The organism is Endozoicomonas sp. PH6C, assembly GCF_059322965.1.
The window spans coordinates 4,612,566-4,634,119 of the sequence record NZ_CP185342.1 but is presented as its reverse complement, the minus strand read 5'-3'; the positions used below and the strand labels follow the sequence as shown (position 1 = coordinate 4,634,119).

Here is a 21,554-nt window from a genome sequence, read left to right as displayed (position 1 = left end):
TCAGAGCAGAGTAATTTGATTACCGTGAAAAATTTCTCATCTTTTTGTCACCCCATTCGTAGAAGGTACCCAGAGTGTAGGAATAAGGAATACTTTTTGCGTGGGAGAACGACCATTTAGGCACATTTTCCCTGAAGTATTTCTCCCAGCCATTCTCAAACAGTTTGATGGTGCGATCCCGGCGTTCACGGAACTGCAGATAATTTTCATGTCGTGTCCAGCCATACATTGTGTTGTTGGCTTTAACACGGTAGGCATACTCGTCATCGGTTTCACTGAAATATTGAGGCGCGGCAATAGCTGTGCGTTTTACATAGTCATCGTCCGATTCACCCATGCCTCGCCAGCGTTTAAATTTGTCAAGACTTCGTCCCAGGGGGCCACCGAGCCACTGAGTGAGCATCTTGTTGTCGTTCATAAAGAAGTCGAAAGTGAGACTCGACGCCAGAGCGAATCCGAAGGTTTGGGCATAGGTGAATCCGGATATAAGTCCATGGGCGTATGCTCCGACAGTGGCTACCGGACCCAGCACCAGAGCGGCCGTGGTCGAGGCCAGAGTTTTCACTTTTTGTGGTGTCACCCTGTGCAGAAGCGGCACCTGTACCCCTTGTCGGGAACCCATGGATTTCAATATTTCAGGTACCAGACGGGAAATGCTGCGATACATCTGCGGATTGGCGTTGTACTGTCTGGCAAACAATATGGAACCGGTTTTTAACAGAATGACTGAAGCAGCGGCCTTGCCTAATGGCATGGCCAGACCGCCCAATTCAGAGACCTGTTCAATTCCATTGTGGTAGGCGTATTGGCCGGTTCGGTCAGGATCAACACCATAACGTTCCAACCAGTGCTGGAAAGGTGTTAGCATTCTGTGCAGGTAATCACCCCGGTTGGTCAGATCCAGCAGATAGAGGAATGACATGTTTATGACAGACTGCTCGGCAGCCTGACGGGCGGTATGGGTTATCAGTAGCGGTTTGTAGCTGGCGTAGTACCAGGTGACAGCCTGCACCAGAAAGGCTGAAGGCTTGATCCAGTAGTTAGTTAGCTCCTGCTCAACCGCTGCGGCATGAGCCTGCATCAAGGTATCATGGATAGCCTGGATCAATTCTGATTCAGACAGGCCGGCAGCATTGGCATAAGGTGTCAGGGTCTCCTGAACATTGGCCAGAAACGCTGTCGTTCTGCGACCATTTTCAAAGGCAATATCGTCCAGAACGTAGTTGGCGATGACCGCAGCGGCATACTCTTTCATGACGTCAACGGACTCTTTCATGCCCGCCGGGCCAGTTGCAGTCAAGGTCACAGGAGTAATGGCAATCTTCATGAATTGCTCGGCACCCTCATCGGACAGCATCTGGATAACCTTCCTGAACTCCAGCACCTTGACACCCTGTTTATCACCAAGGAAGTGTTCAAACTCATCCACTGTCTGATAACCATCAACACCTCTGACGGCCTTTATGTAGTTTTCAAGTTCAACCTTGCTGATAAAACCTTCACGCAGCAGAGCTATTATCCTGTTACCACTGTCAGAACGGGTCGCGAAGTATTCCATGAAGCTTCTCAGGTCCTCTTCTTCATACTTGACGAATTGAATGGCTGTTTTGCCCATACCATTAATGACTTCGTCGTATTGTTGAGGCCCTTTGCCTAACTCATTTCTGATCCTCTGCACCAGAATCCCGAGTTCTTCCAGGACGTTCTGAGGTTGATCATCGACTAGCTCGAAAGAGGAGGGTGAGAAGTTTCTTTTCAGGTTCCTGAAGATTCTTACAATCCGGTTGGCCTGATGAAATGTCAGATCTTTTCCGACCATGGCCTGCAAGCGAATGGGTGCAAATTCATCATCAAAATCGAAAGTCGAAAGCTGGGGTATCACCTTACCGCTTTTCGCTGCAGACGCTGCCAGACCCATTGCGGCTTCCAGAGCCTGTTTCTTGAGTGCGTGCTGGTGGATGAAGTCGTACATATCGGTCAGTACTTCTACCTGTCCCGGCGTGTACTGGAAGGGACCACCATCATTTTCGACGGTTTTCCCGGCAACCTTCAGGGCAGCCTTCATTCTCTCAATATCTGCTTCTCTGACGTCAATCTCAGCTTCCAGACGGGCCTGTTCCTGAGTCAGTTGCCGGATCTGAGTCTGTTCTGTTGCGGTAACTGGTGTTGCGGCAACCGACGTTGTGGCAACTGGTGTTGCGGTAACCGGTGTTGGGGCAATCGAAGTTGGGGCAATTGAAGTTGGGGCAATCGCTGTTGCGGTAACCGGTGTTGGGATAATCAAAGTTGCGGTAGCTGATGTGGCTGCAGCGGCTTGCTTGATTTCATTAATTTTCTGGTTGATGAGTCTGGTTTGTGCTTCGAGGGTTTGGGTACCATCCCAGTTATCAATACCAAGCTTTGCTGCAATTTGAGTGTTGTAATCCTGTATGGCTGCAGCTGTTACTTCACGAGTTTTTTTTCTCAGTATTGGAATTCGGTCGACTTCCTCCTGAAGAAAGTGTAACCAGGTGCTCCGTTTTGCCAGCTTTTGCTGATTCTCAATATTTTGTTGATGGATCTCAATTGACAGTTGCATGATGCGCTGCTGAAGTCCCAGGTTACGAGCTTCAAGGTCGTCTTCGCTTTCCGGAACCAGATCAAGCTTACCCTCATAGAAAGCCAGTCTTTCCCGGATTTCCCCATCAGTTGGCTCTTCGTTTTGTTGCAGTCGCTGTTGCTTTGGCGGGCGAATGAACTGAAGGCTGGCAAGATCGTCTTCATTGGTCGACGCTTTTGCTTTTACAGCTCCTTTATCAGGTTGTGCTGTTGCGCCAGCCAATTGCTTGATTTCAAGAATTTTTTTTCTAATGATCCTGGCTTGTTCTGCCAGTGGCTGGGTAACATCCCAGTAATCAATACCAAGCTCTATTGCTATTTGAGCGTTGCGAACTTTCAGATCACCTGCGCTGGCATCATGGGCCTCTTGTTTCAATTCTGTAATTTGTTCGATTTCCTGCAGAAGTTTCTGTAACCATTTTTTCGGTTCCTGGTGCTCTTGTTGATTCTGAATATGTGTTTGAAAAATCTTAATGGCCTCATGCTTGAGGTGCTGCAGAATGGTACGGCGACGCTCTAAAGGGTCATGTTGGCTGTTCGTAATCCCGAGTTGACCTTCAAAGGTAGTCAGTTTTTCCGAATCGAGTAACTCGGGTCGTCTAAGGGCTTGTTGCAGCTGCTGCTGAATGGACTGAAGGATAGCCAGATTTTTTTTACTGACCGGAGCGATACCTTGCTTGCCGCCAATGGCCGCCGGTTTGGCTTTTAACGCTTCTTCATCAGGCTGTTCTGTTGCGGCGTATACTCTGAAGATTTCATTAACTCTTTCACTGATGCGCCTGGATTGCACTTCCAGTGGAAGGGTGTCAATCCAGTCATCAATACCAAGCCTTGATGCTGTTACAGAGTATTGAGCCAGTAACGCATACGCTCTGATGTTACTAAGTTTTTTTTCCAGTGTTGGAATTCGATTGACTTGCCTCTGAAGTGTTTGTATCTGGTTTTTCTGTTGTCCCAGCTCCTGATGAAACTGTATAAGTTTATCTTCAATTTGTTGACTGAGTTGAAGTGCTCTTAGTTGTTCCTTTGCACTGGTACTGGTTTTATCGGTTGTCTGCTTTAACTGGTTTCTAAGCAGGGTGAGCTCTCTTTCTTTTGCCAGCAGCTCTTCTTGCCTGACTTTTATCTCAATCAGCTTACTGGGCTTGTCGCTCAAGACATTGGAAGCGATCTCTTCCTCGTCCCCGGGATCATCGGCCTGCACTTGGAGGATATCACTGTCATCCGGTCTCACTTTCTGAATATTCTGAATAAAGAACTGATTAGTCAGTAGATTTCTGAATGCCGACTTGAAGCTGAAGTATTTTTTGAGTTGATTCTGCATCCAGGTCGACGTGACGACCGTCGAAGCGATTTTGATCTGTCCTATTGTGAGTTCAAATTCATCCGCTCCATCTGAATTTGCACTGGCTAATGCCTGATGGAGATATTCATATTGTGACAGCGGCGTCATCAGATCATGGTCGTATGCAAGCGTCATTTCTCCATCTTCTTCAAGTCCGGCGTGCACTGCTGCTAACCCCTCCAGCAATGCCATCTGCCTGCTTCTAATGATGTATTGATAGCTTTTGACCTTATCTTTTTTGATCTGTGTTTTTGCTTGAGAGGGGGGGCAGTAGCCAGATTCTTGCGCCCACATGTCATTGAGACCTTGCACAAAAGCGAGATCGGTTGGATTCTGTTTTTGACTGCGGAAAACTATAATCTCCCCCGGAGCCTCAGTCACTTCCAGTTTTGGATAACCCTCAGGCACAGGATAAGGCTGTGTGTCATCTTCGACGTGAACAACATAGCCGACAGGTTTATGGTACGACAACAGTTCGTTGAGAGCTTGCTGTTGTATCTCTTCCCCCAGAACATGAACCTGGGTATAGGCAGAGGTGGCCGCTGCCAAAAGCACCTCTTCATCGACAAAAAGCGATTGACCCAGACGCTGCAGCTCAGGAGGCCGGTCACCTGCGGCGATAAGGCGCATGAAGGTGCGCCCCCCCACCTTAACCTTGTCTACTTCAAGGGTGGCAAGGGCAACATAGTTATCAACTTCGCCAAGGTTTCCTGCTCTTTCATGTACACCTTTGAGCACTCCGACCAGATGTTCGGGGCTGGCAACTTTCGTAAACGGTTCTAATGTTTGCGTGTTGCCTGATTGAACGCGAACAGCCTTGATTGAATCCTGATGGGTCATCCTGTCTCTGACTTCGATAAGCAGTTTCCTTTCTGCAAGGTTATGGGTGAACCTGAAAACCCCCTCATTACCGACCTTCAGAACTTTGGTGTACTTCTGAGCAACGTTATTCTCGTCTGTTTCAAACTGATCAACAATGGAAACGCCACCCTCGATGCCGGAAAGGACGTCGGTGAAACCTTCAGAAGGGATGTCATAACCCGCTCTGACTTCAGTCTGATCAGGGTAAGTGGTAGTAAAGCATTTGGGTATTGGCTGCTGGTCGTCGTCTAAAGTTGGCTGAACTATGACCTCACTCTGGATGAACTCTACATGTCCATTGCCATGAATATCGACAGATTTTGTCTGCAGCCTGCGATCCGCCAGTGCCTGTGTGCCAATCATGGAAGAGCTGATTGCAATGGCCACTGAAAGTGTTAAGGCATTGGGGCGAATATTTGTCATTCTACTACCTCAGTGCTGAGTACTTTGACTATCGTGAAAAGTGATTACCGCACCTCGCGAGTAAGCGACTCCTGATAACCAATAGCTGTCAATCGCTCATGGCTGTCAATCGCTCATGGCTGTTCGCTCATGGCCGTTTCTGTACGCCGTTGAGAGAATTTAGTTCACACTGGCAGATCCGCTAAGCTGTTGAGCGAATTTAATTCTCAGTGGCAAAGTTCAATGTCCGGAACTCGTTCCCACGCTGTGACTCACTTCTTAAGACCAACCGGTGCTGCTTTTACGGTTGCCCGGGGTTGCCCAGGCGCTGCAGTCCCGGACCCGAAGAAAGCACCCAGAGTGCAAGAGTAAGGAATACTTTCTGCATGGGAGAACGACCATTTAGGTACATTTTCCCCGAAGTATTTCTCCCAGCTATTCTCAGACAGTTTGAGGGTGCGATCCCGGCGTTCACGGAACTGCAGATAATTTTCATGTCGTGTCCAGCCATACATCGTGTTGTTGGCTTTAAAACGGTAGGCATACTCTTTATCGGTTTCACTGAAGTATTGAGGTGTGGCAATAGCCGTGCGTTTCACATAGTCATCGTCAGACTCAGCCACGCCTCGCCAGCGGTTAATCCTGTCAAGACTTCGGCCCAGAGGGCCACCCAGCCATTGAGTGAGCATCTTGTTGTCGTTCATAAAGAAGTCGAAAGTGAGACTCGACGCCAGAGCGAAACCAAAGGTTTGCGCATAAGTGAATCCGGATATAAGGCCATGGGCGTATGCTCCAACAGTGGCTACCGGACCCAGCACCAGAGCAGCTGTGGCGGAGGCCAGCGTTTTAACTGTTTGCGGTGTCACCCTGTGCAGAAGTGGCACCTGAACCCCTTGCCCGGAACCCATGGATTTCACTATTTCAGGCACCAGACGGGAAATGCTGCGATACCTCTGCGGATTGGCATTGTATTGTCTGGCAAACAACAAAGCGCCGGTTCTCAGCAGAATGACTGAGGACGCTGCCTTACCCAATGGCATGGCCAGCCCACCCACCTCAGAGATTTGTTCAATGCTGCTGTGAAAGGCATATTGGTCGGTTCGGTCAGGATCAACACCATAACGTTCCAACCAGTGCTGGAAAGGTGTAAGCATCCTGTGGAGGTAATCACCCCTGTTGGTCAGATCCAGAAGATAGAGGAACGCCATGTTTGACAGGGATAGCTCGGCAGCCCGCCGGGCGTTAGTGTTCACCAGCAGTGGTTTGTAGCTGGAGTAGTACCAGGTGACAGCCTGTACCAGAAAAGCTGAAGGTTTGACCCAGTAATCATTGAGCTGCTGCTCAACCGCAGCGGCATGAGCCTGCATCAATGTGTCATGAATAGCCTGGATCAGTTCTGATTCGGGCAGGCCGACAGCATTGGCATAAGGTGACAGGGTCTCCTGAGCATTGGCCAGAAATACTGCCGTTCTGCGGCTATTTTCAAAGGCAATATCATCCAGAACGTAGTTGGCGATGACAGCAGCGGCATACTCTTTCATGCCGTCAACAGACTCTTTCATGCCCGTCGGGTCAGTTGCGGTCACGATCACAGGAGTAATGGCAATCTCAATGAATTGCTCAGCACCCTCATCGGACAGCATTTGAATAACCTTCCTGAACTCGGGCACCTTGACACCCTGTTTATAACCAGGGAAATGTTCAAACTCAGCCACTGTCTGATAACCATCAACACCTATGATGGCCTTTAGGTACTTTTCCAGTTCAACCTTGCTGATCAGACCTTCTCGCAGCACACCAACAATACCATCATCACCCTCTGGTTTTTGATGAATGGTCTCCGGCTCACTTTCAGCTTCTTCCAATATTTGTCCGGTTGTGGCTACCTCACGAACGTATTGGGGTTTGGGTCCCAGGCAAGCCATATGCCTGTCAAGCTCTTTCTCAATGATCAGGATACGCACATTAACATCTGGCTGAACCCCTTTGATAACTTTGTCGTCCAGTTGTTGGAGTTTTGCTTTAATTTGACTATTTTGGTCGTCTATACTGTCATCATCGTTATAGTCTTTAATGTTCAGTTGACGGGCCACTTCATTGTTCCGTACTCTTCTGGCTGTTTCATCTTCATAGCCTTCGTTGATTTCATCCCGAAATGTCTGAATTCTGGCTATTAAAGCATCCTTCTGGTCAGACAGGCTGGTATCCTCGTCAAAGTTCATCCTTAGATCACTGGCCAGTTTCGCTGTGAAAGCCTTGACTTTGTTTATGACAGCCACGTAATCAAGAGGATGGATATGCAGCTTGTTCTCTACGGCTGCAATGAACCCTGCCTGTTGTTCTCTGACCTGCTTATCATGGTACGGATCTTCGACTTTATAAGTGAGGCTCGCATCAAGCTTCCTGAGTCTGAGACCTCTCTCGTCAAGCGCTTTGCTGTCTTCTTTCCAGAGTGCCTGGTCTACCTCACCCAGCAGGTATTCTCCGGCGTCAGGGTGGTTAATCATTTTAAGCACCATGGCAAGCCTTGTTGCTCTGTCCTTTCGTTCAATGGAGTCCAGGTTGAGTGCTTCTTCTACTTCTGCCAGCGGATCTGTCTGTTGTTCTCTGGCTCGCTTATCCGGGTCAGGGCCTCCGATTTTATAGTGAAGATAGGCAAGAAACTTCGCGACTTTGAGATCCTTTCCGTTCAGAGCTGCGTTTTCATCTGCCCAGAGGGTATTATCTATCCTGTCCAGCCTATGATCTGTGAGGTCATCGCCGTCAAACATTCTTCGAACCCTGATAAGTCTTGTTGTTTTGTCATCCCCTTCATTGACTTTGATATCGAGTATTTCTTCTATGGCTTTCAGTATCGCCAGAGCCTTTTCCTCAGCCCGTTGTCTGGCTTTTCCGATGAAATCCTGCAGCTCTTCAGAAATGCTCTGGCGACGAAGGTAGACATCATCATTTTCATCGGGAACAGTCATCTGAAGGGCTTTTTCCACGTCACTCAGTGTCTTAAGGACTCCCGGTATAACTTCGGAGTGATCTGTTCTGACGTAATCCAGATATGTGTCCAGAAATTTAAGCTTGTTAAGCTTGGTATATACTGCTGACTCTACGGCTTCACGGTCTGATAGTGCGGTGTTGTCGTTTGGATTAATGCTAAGTACCTGAGCCAGAGCATGTTTCCTGGTAACGGTGTGTAAATCCTCCACAATGAGTCGGAAGGTCATAGGATTGATTTGTTGACGCAGATCTTGTGCTTCAGCTTTCATTGTCTCCAGTTTTTGAATAAGGCGATCTTGCTGAGCGTCAATATCTGTATCACTATCAAAGTCCTCAATGTTCAAATGTGCGGCAATGGTTGCAAAACGAGCTTTGGTTGCAGCTGTTTTTTCAGCTTCTGTTCTCATGCCCGGTGTGGCATGTCTTGCCCGCAAGTCTTCCAGGTTCCTGGATAATTCAAGCAGCTGTCTGGCCATGTCGGTCATCACTCTGGAAGTAAACTCTTCGTCTTTTTCGGGATCGATCTGCGCTGGTTTGATATCGCCGCTAACGGGCATCACTTTCCGAATATGCTGAAGAAAGTGCGGGTTCATCAGGAGATTTTTAACTACGGGTTTGAAGCCAAAGTGTTTTTCGAGTTGCTCATACATCCGGGTTGGCGTGATGATTGATGAAACGGCTGTGATGTCTTCCAGTGTTAACTCAAATGGACGACGACGTGTTCGATATGGTTTATCTGGAGCAGCCAGCGCCAATACCTGCTGGAGGGATTCGTAATTTGCAAGGGAACGCACCGCCAGTTTATCTTCGTTAGAAAACATCGTCGGTTGATCTTTGTTAACGCCGATATCGTGTCGTGCAACAATCTCCTCCAGCAGTGCCATCTGCCTGCTTCGGATGACGAACTCGTAGCTTTTGATCTTATTTCTGAGAAGCTCTGTTATGACTATGCGATTATTAACCTCAGCTTCTACCCAGAGTTTGATGAGTTTTTCTACAAAAGCGACGTCATCCGGACGCTGCATCTGACCATGGAAAATAATATCCTCCCCCGGAGCTTCTGTTATTTCCAACTTTGGATAACCCTTAGGCACAGGATAAACCTGTGTGTCATCCTCGACGTGTACAACATAGCCGACGGGTTTGTTGTGTAGCAAAAGTTCGTTAAGCGCCTGCTGTTGTAAGTCCTCTTTCATGAGATGAACCTGTATGTAGGCAGAGGCAGCAGCCGCCAGGAGGGCTTCATCATTGACAAAGAGTGATTGACCCAGGCGTCGCAGTTCTGGGGGCTGATCGCCCGAAGCGATAAGACGCATGAAGGTACGCTCATTCACTGCAACTTTTTCAACTTCAATGGTGGCAAGGGCAACGAAGTGATCACTTGAGCCGAGGTTTCCTGCTCTTGCAACGGCAGCTTTCAAAACGTCAGACAGTTGCGCGGGGCTGGCGATTTTCGTTAACGGTTCTAATGATGTAGAAAATAATTTACCACGAGCAACCGCAACTGAATCCTGATCGGTCATTCCGCCTCTGACTTCAATGACCAGTTCCTTTTCTTCAAGGTTGTGGATGAACCTGAAGATTCCTTCATCACCTACCTTAAGAACTTTGGTATATTTCTGAGCAATGCCACCCTCGTCTGTTTCAAACTGATCAACACTGGAAACGCCGTCACCAATACCATAAAGAATTGCTGAAAAGCTTATAGTGGGAGAGATACGAGGGTGACATTTTGAAGGTGGAGGCTCATAAGGGTAGCTGGTGGTAACAGATTTGGGTATTGGCTGCCGGTCATCACCTAAAGTTGGCTGAACCATGACCTCACTTCGAGGAAACTGAAAATCTCCAGTGTTCAGAATATAGGCGTATGTCTGAAGTTTGCGAACGGCCAGTGCCTCTGTACTCATGATGGAAAAGCTGGTTGCCAGGGCCACTGCAAAGCTTAATGCATTGGGGCAGGTATTTTTCATCCTACTACCTCGAAGCTGATTACTTTGATTCCTGTGAAAAGTGAACAACCCGCTCCCACGCAAGGACCCACAGGGCCTGAAAGCACGGGAACCAGAGTTTTCTAGCGGTTTCTGATATCAAAGTTCGTCGCGGGTATTTTTATTTTTATCAAGATCGAATTTCTTGACCTCAAGACCAACCGGTGCTGCTTTTACGGTTGTGGACTCAAATAAGGCACCCAGAGTGTAGGAGTAAGGAATACTTTCTGCATGGGAGAACGACCATTTAGGCACATTTTCCCTGAAGTATTTCTCCCAGCTATTCTCAAACAGTTTGAGGGTGCGATCCCGGCGTTCACGGAATTGCAGATAATTTTCATGTCGCGTCCAGCCGTACATCGTGTTGTTGGCTTTAACACGGTAGGCGTACTCTTCATCGGTTTCACTGAAGTATTGAGGCGTGGCAATAGCCGTGCGTTTCACATATTCATCGTCAGACTCACCCGCGCCTCGCCAGCGGTTAAATTTGTCAAGACTTCGGCCCAGGGGACCACCCAGCCATTGAGTGAGCATCTTGTTGTCGTTCATAAAGAAGTCGAAAGTGAGACTCGACGCCAAAGCGAATCCAAAAGTTTGCGCATAAGTGAATCCGGATATAAGGCCATGGGCGTATGCTCCAACAGTGGCAACCGGACCCAGCACCAGAGCGGCTGTGGTCGAGGCCAGTGTTTTTACTTTTTGTGGTGTCACCCTGTTCAGAAGTGGTACCTGAACTCCTTGCCCGGAACCCATGGATTTCACTATTTCAGGCACCAGACGGGAAATGCTGCGATACCTCTGCAGATTGGCATTGTATTGTCTGGCAAACAACATGGAGCCGGTTCTCAGCAGAATGACTGAAGAAGCGGCCTTGCCCAATGGCATAGCCAAACCGCCCACTTCAGAGACTTGTTCAATGCCGCTGTGGTAGGCATATTGGCCGGTTCGGTCAGGATCAACACCATAACGTTCCAACCAGTGCTGGAAGGGTGTGAGCATTCTGTGCAGGTAATCACCCCTGTTGGTGAGGTCCAGCAGATAGAGGAACGCCACGTTTGAGAGGGATAGCTCGGCAGCCCGCCGGGCGTTAGTGTTCACCAGCAGTGGTTTGTAGCTGGAGTAGTACCAGGTGACAGCCTGTACCAGAAAGGCAGAAGGTTTGACCCAGTAATCATTGAGCTGCTGCTCAACCGCTGCGGCATGAGCTTGCATCAATGTGTCATGAATAGCCTGGATCAGTTCTGACTCAGACAGGCTGACAGCGTTGGCATAAGGTGTCAGGGTCTCCTGAACATTGGCCAGAAATGCTGCCATTCTGCGGCCATTTTCAAAGGCAATATCATCCAGAACGTAGTTGGCGATGACAGCAGCGGCGTACTCTTTCATGCTGTCAACAGACTCTTTCATGGCTGTCGGGCCAGTTGCGGTCATGGTCACAGGAGTAATGGCAATCCCCATGAATTGCTCAGCACCCTCATCGGACAGCATCTGGATAACCTTCCTGAACTCGGGCACCTTGACACCCTGTTTATAACCAAGGAAATGTTCAAACTCATCCACTGTCTGATAACCATCAACACCTCTGATGGCCTTTAGGTAGTTTTCAAGTTCAACCTTGTTGATCAGACCTTCACGCAGCAGACCTATTATCTTGTTACCACTGGCAGAATGGCTGGCGAAGTATTCCGAGAAGCCTTCCAGATCCCCCGTTTCATGCTCGACATAGTGAATGCCTGCCGAGCCTATGCCGTCAATTTCGTCGTTGTATTGTTGTGCCCCTTTATTCATCTCATTCCTGGCCCTGTGTACCAGAGTCTGGACTTCTTCCAGAGGCTGGTGAGAAGATTCCGGGAAGGTCGTCTTCAGGTGCTTGAAGACTTCCACCATTCGACTGGTCTGTTTAAACGTCAGTTTATCTCCGACCAGTGCCTGCAAGTGAATGGGCGCATATTCATCGTCAAAATTGAAAGTCGTAAGACAGGGCATTATCTTACCGCTTTGTGCTGCTGATTCTGCCAGACCCATTGCGGCTTGCAGAGCCTGTCGTTTAAGAGGGTGTTGTTGCATGCATTTGTGGATAGCTTCCAGAACATCGGCCTGTCTCGGCGTGTACTGGAAGGGGCCGTCATCATTTTCGACGGCTTTTTCGGCAGCCTTCAGGGCATCCTTCATTCCCTCAAAGTCTGCTTTTCTGGTTTCAATTTCTGCTTCCAGAAAGGCGTGTTTCTGAATCAGTTGCCGGATCTCGCCGCCAGCGCCATCATCACCGCCCAGTTGTAACTGCTTGTTTCTCAGGGCCTTAACCCATCGTTCACTGGTATCAGCGGACTCCGGCTTAACAGCCACGGTTTTTTCAATAATATCAGGAACTGCTTCATCCGGGATATGTTTCAGGAAAGCAAAGGTTCCGGCAGATGCAAGGTGTTTGATACGAATAGCATTCAGTTCCTGATTAGCCGCTTCCAACTCACTTTCAGCTTCTTGCATTGTTTGTCTGGCTCTGGTCACCTTGAGATCAAGAACATATCGGGGTTCAGGTCCCAGGCGGGCCATTTGCCTGTCAAGCTTATCCTCAATGGCGGCAATACGCTCTTGAACGTTAGGCTCACCGGCACTGAAAGCTTCATCATCCAGCTGTCGGAGTTTTGCATCAATCTGACGGACCTGATCGTCGATAGTGGCATCATCTTTATAGGCTTTAATGTTGAGTTGATGAGCGATTTCATTGTTCCAGGCTCTTCTGGCCGCTTCGTCTTCATAGTCTTGGTACACTTCATCCAATAATGTGCTGATTCTGGCTCTCAGGGCATCCCTCCGATCAGGCAGGTTGGCATCGTTTGCAAACTCTACCTGCAGGTCTCTGGCCAGCCTGGCAGTGAAAACCATGCTTCTTGCTTCAGCTGCATTGTTTTCATGAGGGTAGATCTTTAGCCTGTTCTCTATAGCTGCAAGATAATTTGTCTGTATTTCACTGGCTTGCTCATCCACCTCTTCGACTTTATAGGTAAGACGCCTGCGAAGTATATCGAGCCATTCTGGCCCCCCTTTTTTTGGATAAGAAAGGGTAATATCTGTATCAAGGCTCTCGGGTTTGAGATCCTTCATATTTACAAGGCTGCTGTCTTCTTGCCAGACAATACTATGTATCTTATTCTGCATGACCTCTGAAAGATCGCCATCAAGCCTTGTTCGAACTCTGGCAAGCCTTGCTGCATTGTCATCACCTTCATTGCTTTTGATCTCGAATACTTGTTCCAGGGCTTCCAGTATTTCCAAGGCCTCTTCCTCCGCCCGCTCTCTGGCTTCTGTGATGAATTCCTGCATGTTTTCAGAAATGTCCTCGCGACGAAGATACACACTATCGTTTTCATCAACGTCGCTCATCTCAAGGGCTTCTTCTACGGCTCTGAGTGTCTCGAGTACTTCAGGTTTGGCTTTGTGGTGGCCCCGGGTTCTGGACTCTTTCACTTCTTCTTTCAGCTCTGCAAGCCTGAAGAGCTTGAGATTGACCGTTGATTCCAGGGTTCTGCGATCTTCTGGTGTATTGTCTTCACTCAGATCAATATCAAGAGCGGCTGCCAGAGCACATTTTCTGGCCCGGGTGTAAAAATTCTCTATATCCTGTTGATCACTCAATGTTTCAACTCTCTGAAACAGCATTTCTTTTTGAGCATCCATTGTCTTGATTTTTTCAAGCAGGCGTTCTTGTTGAACGTCAATATCTGCATTGCGATCAAAATCCTCAATGTTTAAATGTGCGGCAATGGTTGCAAAGCGTGCTTTGGTTGCAGCTATTTTTTCAGCTTTTCTTTTGATGCTCAGTTGCAAAAGATGTTCTTGCCCAACCTGTTCTATCCGTTGCTTGAGGTGTTGTTGAAGGGCATATTGCCGGTATTCCAGGTGATAATCGTTATCCGGAAGGCCGAGCTGATCTTCAAAGTTAGCCAGTCTCGTGCAGATTAAGTCGTCGATGAGTTCTGTCTTTTGTTGCAGTTCCTGTTGCAGCTGCTGCTGAATGGACTCAATGCGGGCAGCCAGATCGTTTTCATTGTTGGGAGTAATATCGTACTTGCTTTCAATGGATGCCAGTATTTCTTTTAAACCCTCTTGCGGAAGCTGTCCCGATTTGCTGATTTTATGAATTTCTTTTCTGATGATTGTGGCTTGTTCTGCCATTGTTGGCTCGGTCTCAACCCAGTTGTCAATACCGAGCTTATCTGCCAGTTGCTCGTTGTAATTTTCTATGGTTTCTATTACGGGATCACGAAGTTCCTCTCTCAGCACTGGAATTCGATCGACTTTCTGCTTCAGTTCCTGTAGCCAGTTTTTTTGTTTTTCCAGCTTTTGCAGATGCCGAAGATGCTGCTTACGGTGCTGACCTTCAATGTTTGCCAGCCTGTTCCAGGCGGCCTTATCGGTGAGTTTTTCCTGTTGTTGCAGGTGCTGTTGAATGGATTGAAAGCGGGTATCGAGATCGTTTTTATTATCTGGAACAATACCGAGCTGGCCTTCAATAGCGGCCAGATTTGTTCTTACAGTGTCTTCTTCAAGCTGTCCCGTTGCGGCAACTGCACTGAAGATTTTATGAATTCTCTCTCTGATGCGTGAGGCTTGCTCCTCTGATGTCTGGGTATCATCCCATTTGCCAATACCAAGCTCTTCGGCCAGTTCAGCGTTGCGAATTTTTGTGGCTTTTTCCATGGCATCAGTAACTAGTTGTACCCGCGACGGAAATCGTTTGGCTTCCTGCTGCTGTTTCTGTATCGGGTTTTGCTGTTCTTCCAGCGCTTTACGAGTTTTTGCAAGCCCATGCTCAGTCTGTTGCTTGAGTTCAGGTGCTCTGAGCTTTTCCCTTTCACTGTCCCTGTCTTTCTCTGCTGTGAGCTCCAAGTGTTTTATAGGCCTGATGTAATCGCCTTCTATTTTCTGCAGCGCATCTATTTTGTCATAGGTGTCAATCAACATCTGCCGGGACATGGCTTTCAGTACTCTTGAAGCAAACTCTTCATCTCCGGGAGCATCGGCCTGAACTTTGTAGATATCTCTGATAACGTGTATCAATTCCTCCATATTCTGAATAAAGCGCTGGTCAGTCAGAAGACTTTTCGTTGCGCCACAGAAACCGAAGTATTTTACCAGTTGATAGTGCATCCAGATTGGCGTGATGACTGACGAAGTGACTTTGAGATGTTCTAATGTGAGTTCAAATTTATCTGCTATCTGAGGCGTAGCGCTGACCAGTGCTTGCTGGAGAGCTTCATAGTATGCAAGCGAAGTCAGTTTATCCTTGCTAAATCCGGCATCGCTCCGGGCAGCTAATTCCTCCAGCAGTGCCCACTGCTTGCTTCGAATAACATGCAGGTAGCTTTTGACCTTATATTTTTGAACCTTTGTTGTTGCGTGAGTGAGGCCATCAGGCTCAGTTTCTGTCAGGAGGCTGTAGAGGTTTTCTACAAACGCGATATCGGCTGGATTCAGTTTCTGACTGTAGAAAACAATAGTATCTTCCTGAGTATGACCAGGTACCAGCTTTGGATAACCCGAAGGGGCAGGATAAACCTTTGTGCAATCTTCTTCGTGCACAACATATCCGATGGGTTTGCTCAGTGCCAACAGTCTATCAAGAGCCTCTTGTTGTAACTCTTCTTTCAGAACATGAACCTGGATATAGGCCGAGGTAGCTGCGGCCAGAAGCGTTTCATCATTGACAAAGAGCGATTGACCCAGTCGCTTCAGTTCAGGGGGCTGATCGCCCGAAGCGATAAGACGCATAAATGTTCGTCCATTCACTTCAACGGGTTCTACTTTTATGGTGGCAAGGGCAACATAGTGGTCGCTTGTGCCGAGGTTTCCTGCTCTGTCATCGGCACCTTCCAGCACTGCATACAGTTGTTCGGGTCTGGCTATTTTTGTTAAGGGTTCTAATGACGGTATGACAGTTAATTGATCACGAACAGCGTCAACGGTGTCCTGGTCGGTCATTCCGCCTCTGACTTCAATGGTCAGTTTCGTTTCTTCAAGGCTATGGGTGAACCTGAAGACTTCCTCATCACCCACCTTCAGGACTTTGGTGTATTTCTGAGCAATGTCATTCTCGCCTGTTTCAAACAGATCAACACTGGAGACGCCAGCACTAACGGCAGAAAGAATGTCTGTAAAACCATCAGAGGGAACCGTATAGCCGTCTCTGGCTTGAGTCTGATCAGGGTAAGTAGTGGTAAAGGATTTGGGTATTGGTTGCTGGTCACCCGATAAAGTTGGCTGAACCCTGACCAGACTCTGGGTAAACGACACGAATTCACTGTTCGAAATATCAAGAGATTTTGTCTGCAGCTTGCGCTCGGCTTGCGCCTGTGTACTGATGATAGAAGAGCTGATGGCAATGGCTACTGCAAGGCTTAATGCATTGGGGCGGACATTTGTCATTCTACTACCTCAGAGTTGGTGCTTTGGTTATCGTGAAAAGCGATTGCCACACCTGGCGAGGAAACAACTTACAGAGGCTCATAGCTCTTTAACGCTCATAGCCGCTCCGGTAAGCTGTTGAGATAATTTAGTTCACAGTGGTAAATCCGCTAGCCATTAAGCGAATTTAATTCTCGTGGCAAAGTTCACTGCCAGTGAAATTACAACTCGTTCCCTTGCTCTGCGTGGGAATGCATACATCCCCCAACCGGTGCTGCTTTCGGGGTTGCGGAGGGTTGCTCGGGCGCTGCAGTCCCTGACTCAAAGAAGGCACCCAGGGTGTAGGAATAAGGAATACTTTCTGCGTGGGAGAATGACCATTTGGGCACATTTTCCCTGAAGTATTTCTCCCAGCTATTCTCAGACAGTTTCATAGTGCGGTCCCGACGTTCACGGAACTGCAGGTAGTTTTCGTCTCGGGTCCAGCCATACACAGTGTCGTCTTTCTTAACGCAGTTTGCGTACTCTTCATCGGTTTCACCATAGCGTTGAGGTGTAGCAATGGCGGTACGTTTCACATATTCATCCTGGCTTTCACCGACGCCCCGCCAGCGATTAATCCTGTCAAGGCTACGACCCAGAGGTCCACCCAGCCATTGGGTGAGTATCTTGTTGTCGTTCATAAAGAAGTCGAAAGTGAGACCCGACGCCAGAGCGAAGCCAAAGGTTTGAGCATAGGTGAACCCGGATATAAGACCGTGGGCGTATGCTCCAACAGTGGCTACCGGACCCAGCACCAGACCGGCTGTGGCAGAGGCCAGTGTTTTTACTTTTTCTGGTGTCACACTGTTCAGCAACGGCATCTGAACCCCTTGTCCGGAACCCATGGATTTCACTATTTCCGGCACCAGACGGGAAAGGCTGCGATAGCTTTGAGGGTTGGCATTGTACTGTCTGGCAAACAGCGCAGAGCCGGTTCTTAACAGAATGACTGATGAAGCGGCTTTGCCCAGTGGCATGGCCAGTCCGCCCACTTCAGAGATTTGTTCAATGCCGCTGTGGTAGGCATATTGGCCGGTTCGGTCAAGATCAATGCCGTAGCTTTCCAGCCAGTGCTGGAAAGGTGTGAGCATTCTGTGCAGGTAATCACCTCTGTTGGTCAGATCCAGCAGATAGAGGAATGACATGTTTGCCAGGGACAGATTGGCAGCTTGCCAGTGGGTATGAACAACCAGAAGCGGTTTGTAGCTGGAGTAGTACCAGGTGACAGCCTGTACCAGGAAGGCTGAAGGTTTGACCCAGTAATTCGACAACTGTCGCTCAACCGCTGCGGCATGAACTTGCATCAATGTGTCATGAATAATATTGATCAGGTCTGTTCCAGACATCCCGACAGCATTGGTATAGGGTTTCAGGGTATCCTGAATATTGGTCAGGAGGGCTGCCGTCCTGTGGCCATTGTCAAAGGCAATATCATCAAGAACGTAGTTGGCAATGACAGCCGTTGCATACTCTTTCATGCCGTCAAGAGACTCTGTTATACCCGCTGGGCCAGTCGCCGTCACGGTTACAGGAGTAAAGGCACTCTTTGTGAACACCTCAACACCCTCGTCAGACAGCAACTGGACAACGCTCTTGAAGTGAGGCAGCTTGACGCCGTGTCTGTAGCCAAGGAAGTGTTCAAATTCAGCCACAGTCTGATAACCATCGACAGCCCGGGCGGCCTTTATGTAGTTCTCAAGTTCAATCTTGCTGATCAGGCCTTCTCCGATCATTGCCTGCAGGCGGATCGGTGCCAATTCATCGTCAAATTCCAACGTCGTAAGGTCGGGTATTTCCTTACCGCTCTCTACTGCCAGCTCTGCCAGACCCATTGCGTCCTCAAGGGCTTGTTTCTTAAGAGGGTGCTGCTGTACGATGTGGCCCATAATGTACAGAATGTGCTTCTGTCTTGGCGAGAGCTGGAAGGGACCGCTATCATTCTTGACGGCTTTCTTTGCAGCCCTCGCTTCTTCTACTGCACTGAGTGTCTCAAGTACTTCATGTTCGGCTTTTTGCTGGCCCCGGATGTAAGAATTCTCTATATCCTGTTGATCATTTAATGCCTCAACTCTCTGAAACAGGATTTTTTGTTGAGCCTCCATGGTCTGGATTTTTTCAAGCAGGCGTTCCTGCTGAACGTCAATATCTTCATCGCTATCAAAATCCTGAATGTTTAAATGTGTGGCAATGGTTGCAAAGCGTGCTTTGGTTGCAGCTATTTTTTCAGCTTCTGTTCTGATGTTCAGTTGCCGATGATATTCTTGCCCGACCTCGGCTATCTGCTGCTTCAGATGCTGTTGAAGAGTGTATTGACGGTATTCCAGGTCATTTACGTTATCCGGAACCAGGCCGAATTGACCTTCAATGTCAGCCAGGTCGTAGTGGATTCTATTGTCGATCAGATCTGTCTCTTCTTGCAGTTGATATCGCAGTTCCTGCTGAATAGTCTCAAGGCGGCCAGCCAGATCATTTTCATTTTTTGGAGTAATACCATGCTCGCTTTCAATGGACGCCAGTATTTTTTTTACAGCCTCTTTCTGAGGCTGCTCCGATTTGCTGATTTTACGAATTTTTTTGCTGACGAGTCTGGCCTGCTCTTCAGGTAACTCGAACACATCCAATTCAATACCAAGCTCATCTGCCAGTTGAAAGTTGTAATCTTCCATGGTTATTAATAGGGGGTCACGGACTTTTTCTCTCAGCGTTGGCATATGATCAACTTTCTGCTTAAATTCCTGCAACCGGTTTTTTTGTTTTTCCAGCTTTTGTATATGCTGAAGATGTTGCTGACCTTCAAAGTTAGTCAGTCTGTTCCAGACTTCTTTATGAGTTAATTTTTCTTGTTGTTGCAGGTGTTGTTGCAGGTGCTGTTGAATGGATTGAAAGCGGGCATCCAGATCGTTTTCATTATCTGGAACAATACCGAGTTGGCCTTCAATAGCGGCCAGATTTGTTCTTACGGTGTCTTTTTCAGGCTGTCCTGTTGCGGCAGCTGCTGTGAAGATTTTATTAATTCGCTCTCTGATGCGTGAGGCTTGCTCTTCTGGTGGCTGGGTATCATCCCAGTTATCAATACCAAGCTCTTCAGCCAGCTCAGTGTTGTGAATTGTTGTGACTTTTTCTCTGGCATCACGAACTTGTTGTTCCAGCGCTATTCGTTCGACCTCTTGCAGCATTTTTTGTGACTGGTTTTGCAGTTCTTCCAGCACTTTACGAGTCTGTGCATGCTCATCCTCAGCTTGTTGCTTGAGTTTAAGTGCTCTGAGTTTTTCCCTTTCAAAGCCAGTTTCTATCTCACCTATGCACTTTAAATGGTTTAGAATACGATTAAATTCGCCTTCTTTTTCCCGCAGCTCATCTATGTTTTTATAGGTCACACTCAGAAGCCTGGACATGTCTTCCATGACTTTGGCAGCAAACTTCTCGTCGTCACCAGTATCGGCCTGTGCTTTGTCGATATCGCTTAGAATGGGTATCACTTTCTCCATATTCTTAATAAATCGCTGGTCAGTCAGAAGATTTTTAAGTGTGCGTTTGAAGCCGAAGTATTTTACCAATTGATAATGCATCCAGGTTGACGTGACGACAGACGAAGTTACTTTGAAGTGTCCTGATGTGAATTCAAATTCATAGGCGCTACTTGGCGTAGCACTGCTTAATGCCAGCTGGAGAGATTCATAGTATGCAAGCAAAATCAGTTTATCTCTACTGAATTCAGCATCGTGCTGTGCAGCTAACTCCTCCAGCAGTATCATCTGCCTGCTACGAATAATATGCTGGTAGCTTTTGACATTATATTTTTTAACCTTCGTTGATACTGTCTGAGCTGGGTCTTTAGCCCCAGCTTCTTTCAGGAGTTTGTAGAGGTTTTCTACAAAAGCGACATCGGCTGGATTCTGCGTCAGACCATGAAAAACAATAATGTCTTCCCGCGCTTGCACTGCTTCCAGCTTTGGATAACCCGCAGGCACAGGATAAAGCTCCGGGTTATCCTCGGCGTGTACAACATATCCGACGGGTTTGCTGTGTGCCATCAGATTATTAAGAGACTCCTGTTGTAATTCCTCTTTCAGAACATGAACCTGGATATAGGCAGAAGTGGCTGCAACAAGGAGAGCTTCATCATTGACAAAGAGTGATTGACCCAGACGCTTCAGTTCAGGTGGCTGATCACCCCCTGAGATAAGAAGCATGAATGTACGCCCATTCACTTCAACTTGTTCTACTTTAATGGTGGCAAGGGCAACATAGTGATCGCTTGTGCCCAGGTTTCCTGCTCTGTCATTGGCAGCTTCCAGCACTATATAAAGATGTTCGGGTCTGGCTAATTTCGTTGAGGGTTCTAATGATGAGATGCAAGCCAATTGATCACTTACAGTGTCAACGGTAACCTGATCGGTTATCCCGCCCCTGACTTCAATGACCAGTTCCTTTTCTTCAAGGCTATGGGTGAACTTGAAGACGGCTTCATCACCCACCTTCAGTACTTTGGTGTATTTTTGAGCAACGTTATTCTCGCCTGTTTCAAACAGATCAACAATGGAGACAAGAGTACTGACGCCGGAAAAAACGTCTGTAAAGTCATCTGAAGGAACCCTGAAACCTTCTCTGACTGGAGTCTGGTCAGGGTAGATGGTGGTAAAAGATTTGGGTATTGGCTGCTGGTCATCCCCTAAAGTTGGCTGAACCTTGACCAGACTCTGGGTAAACACACTATATCCATTGTTCGAAATATCGACGGATTTTGTCTGCAGACTGCGCTCGGCACGTGCGTCTGTAGTAATGATGGAAGAGCTGATGGCAACGGCCACTGCTAGTCGTAATGCATTGGGGCAAGTATTGATCATGCTACTACCTCAGAGCTGTCAGTCGCTGATGGCTGTTTCGATAAGCCGTTGAGAGAATCTGCTGCAGAGTCCGAT

4 protein-coding genes are annotated in these 21,554 nt (G+C 47.9%); all 4 read right to left on the bottom strand.

Annotated elements, in window-relative coordinates; genetic code table 11:
* Positions 1-19 precede the first annotated feature (19 nt).
* Positions 20-5,227 (bottom strand): hypothetical protein, encoded by a 5,208-nt coding sequence (locus ACOMG9_RS17175; RefSeq protein ID WP_448217795.1) that lies wholly within the window; start codon positions 5,225-5,227, stop codon positions 20-22.
* A 251-nt stretch (positions 5,228-5,478) separates the two neighbouring features.
* Positions 5,479-10,167, bottom strand: coding sequence for a hypothetical protein (locus ACOMG9_RS17170; RefSeq protein ID WP_448217794.1), 4,689 nt, complete (start codon positions 10,165-10,167; stop codon positions 5,479-5,481).
* A gap of 117 nt (positions 10,168-10,284) precedes the next feature.
* Complete coding sequence (locus tag ACOMG9_RS17165) at positions 10,285-16,611, bottom strand: hypothetical protein (protein ID WP_448217793.1); 6,327 nt, start codon at positions 16,609-16,611, stop codon at positions 10,285-10,287.
* A 200-nt stretch (positions 16,612-16,811) separates the two neighbouring features.
* Positions 16,812-21,479, bottom strand: a complete 4,668-nt coding sequence (locus ACOMG9_RS17160; protein ID WP_494529154.1) for a hypothetical protein — start codon at positions 21,477-21,479, stop codon at positions 16,812-16,814.
* Positions 21,480-21,554: the final 75 nt, after the last annotated feature.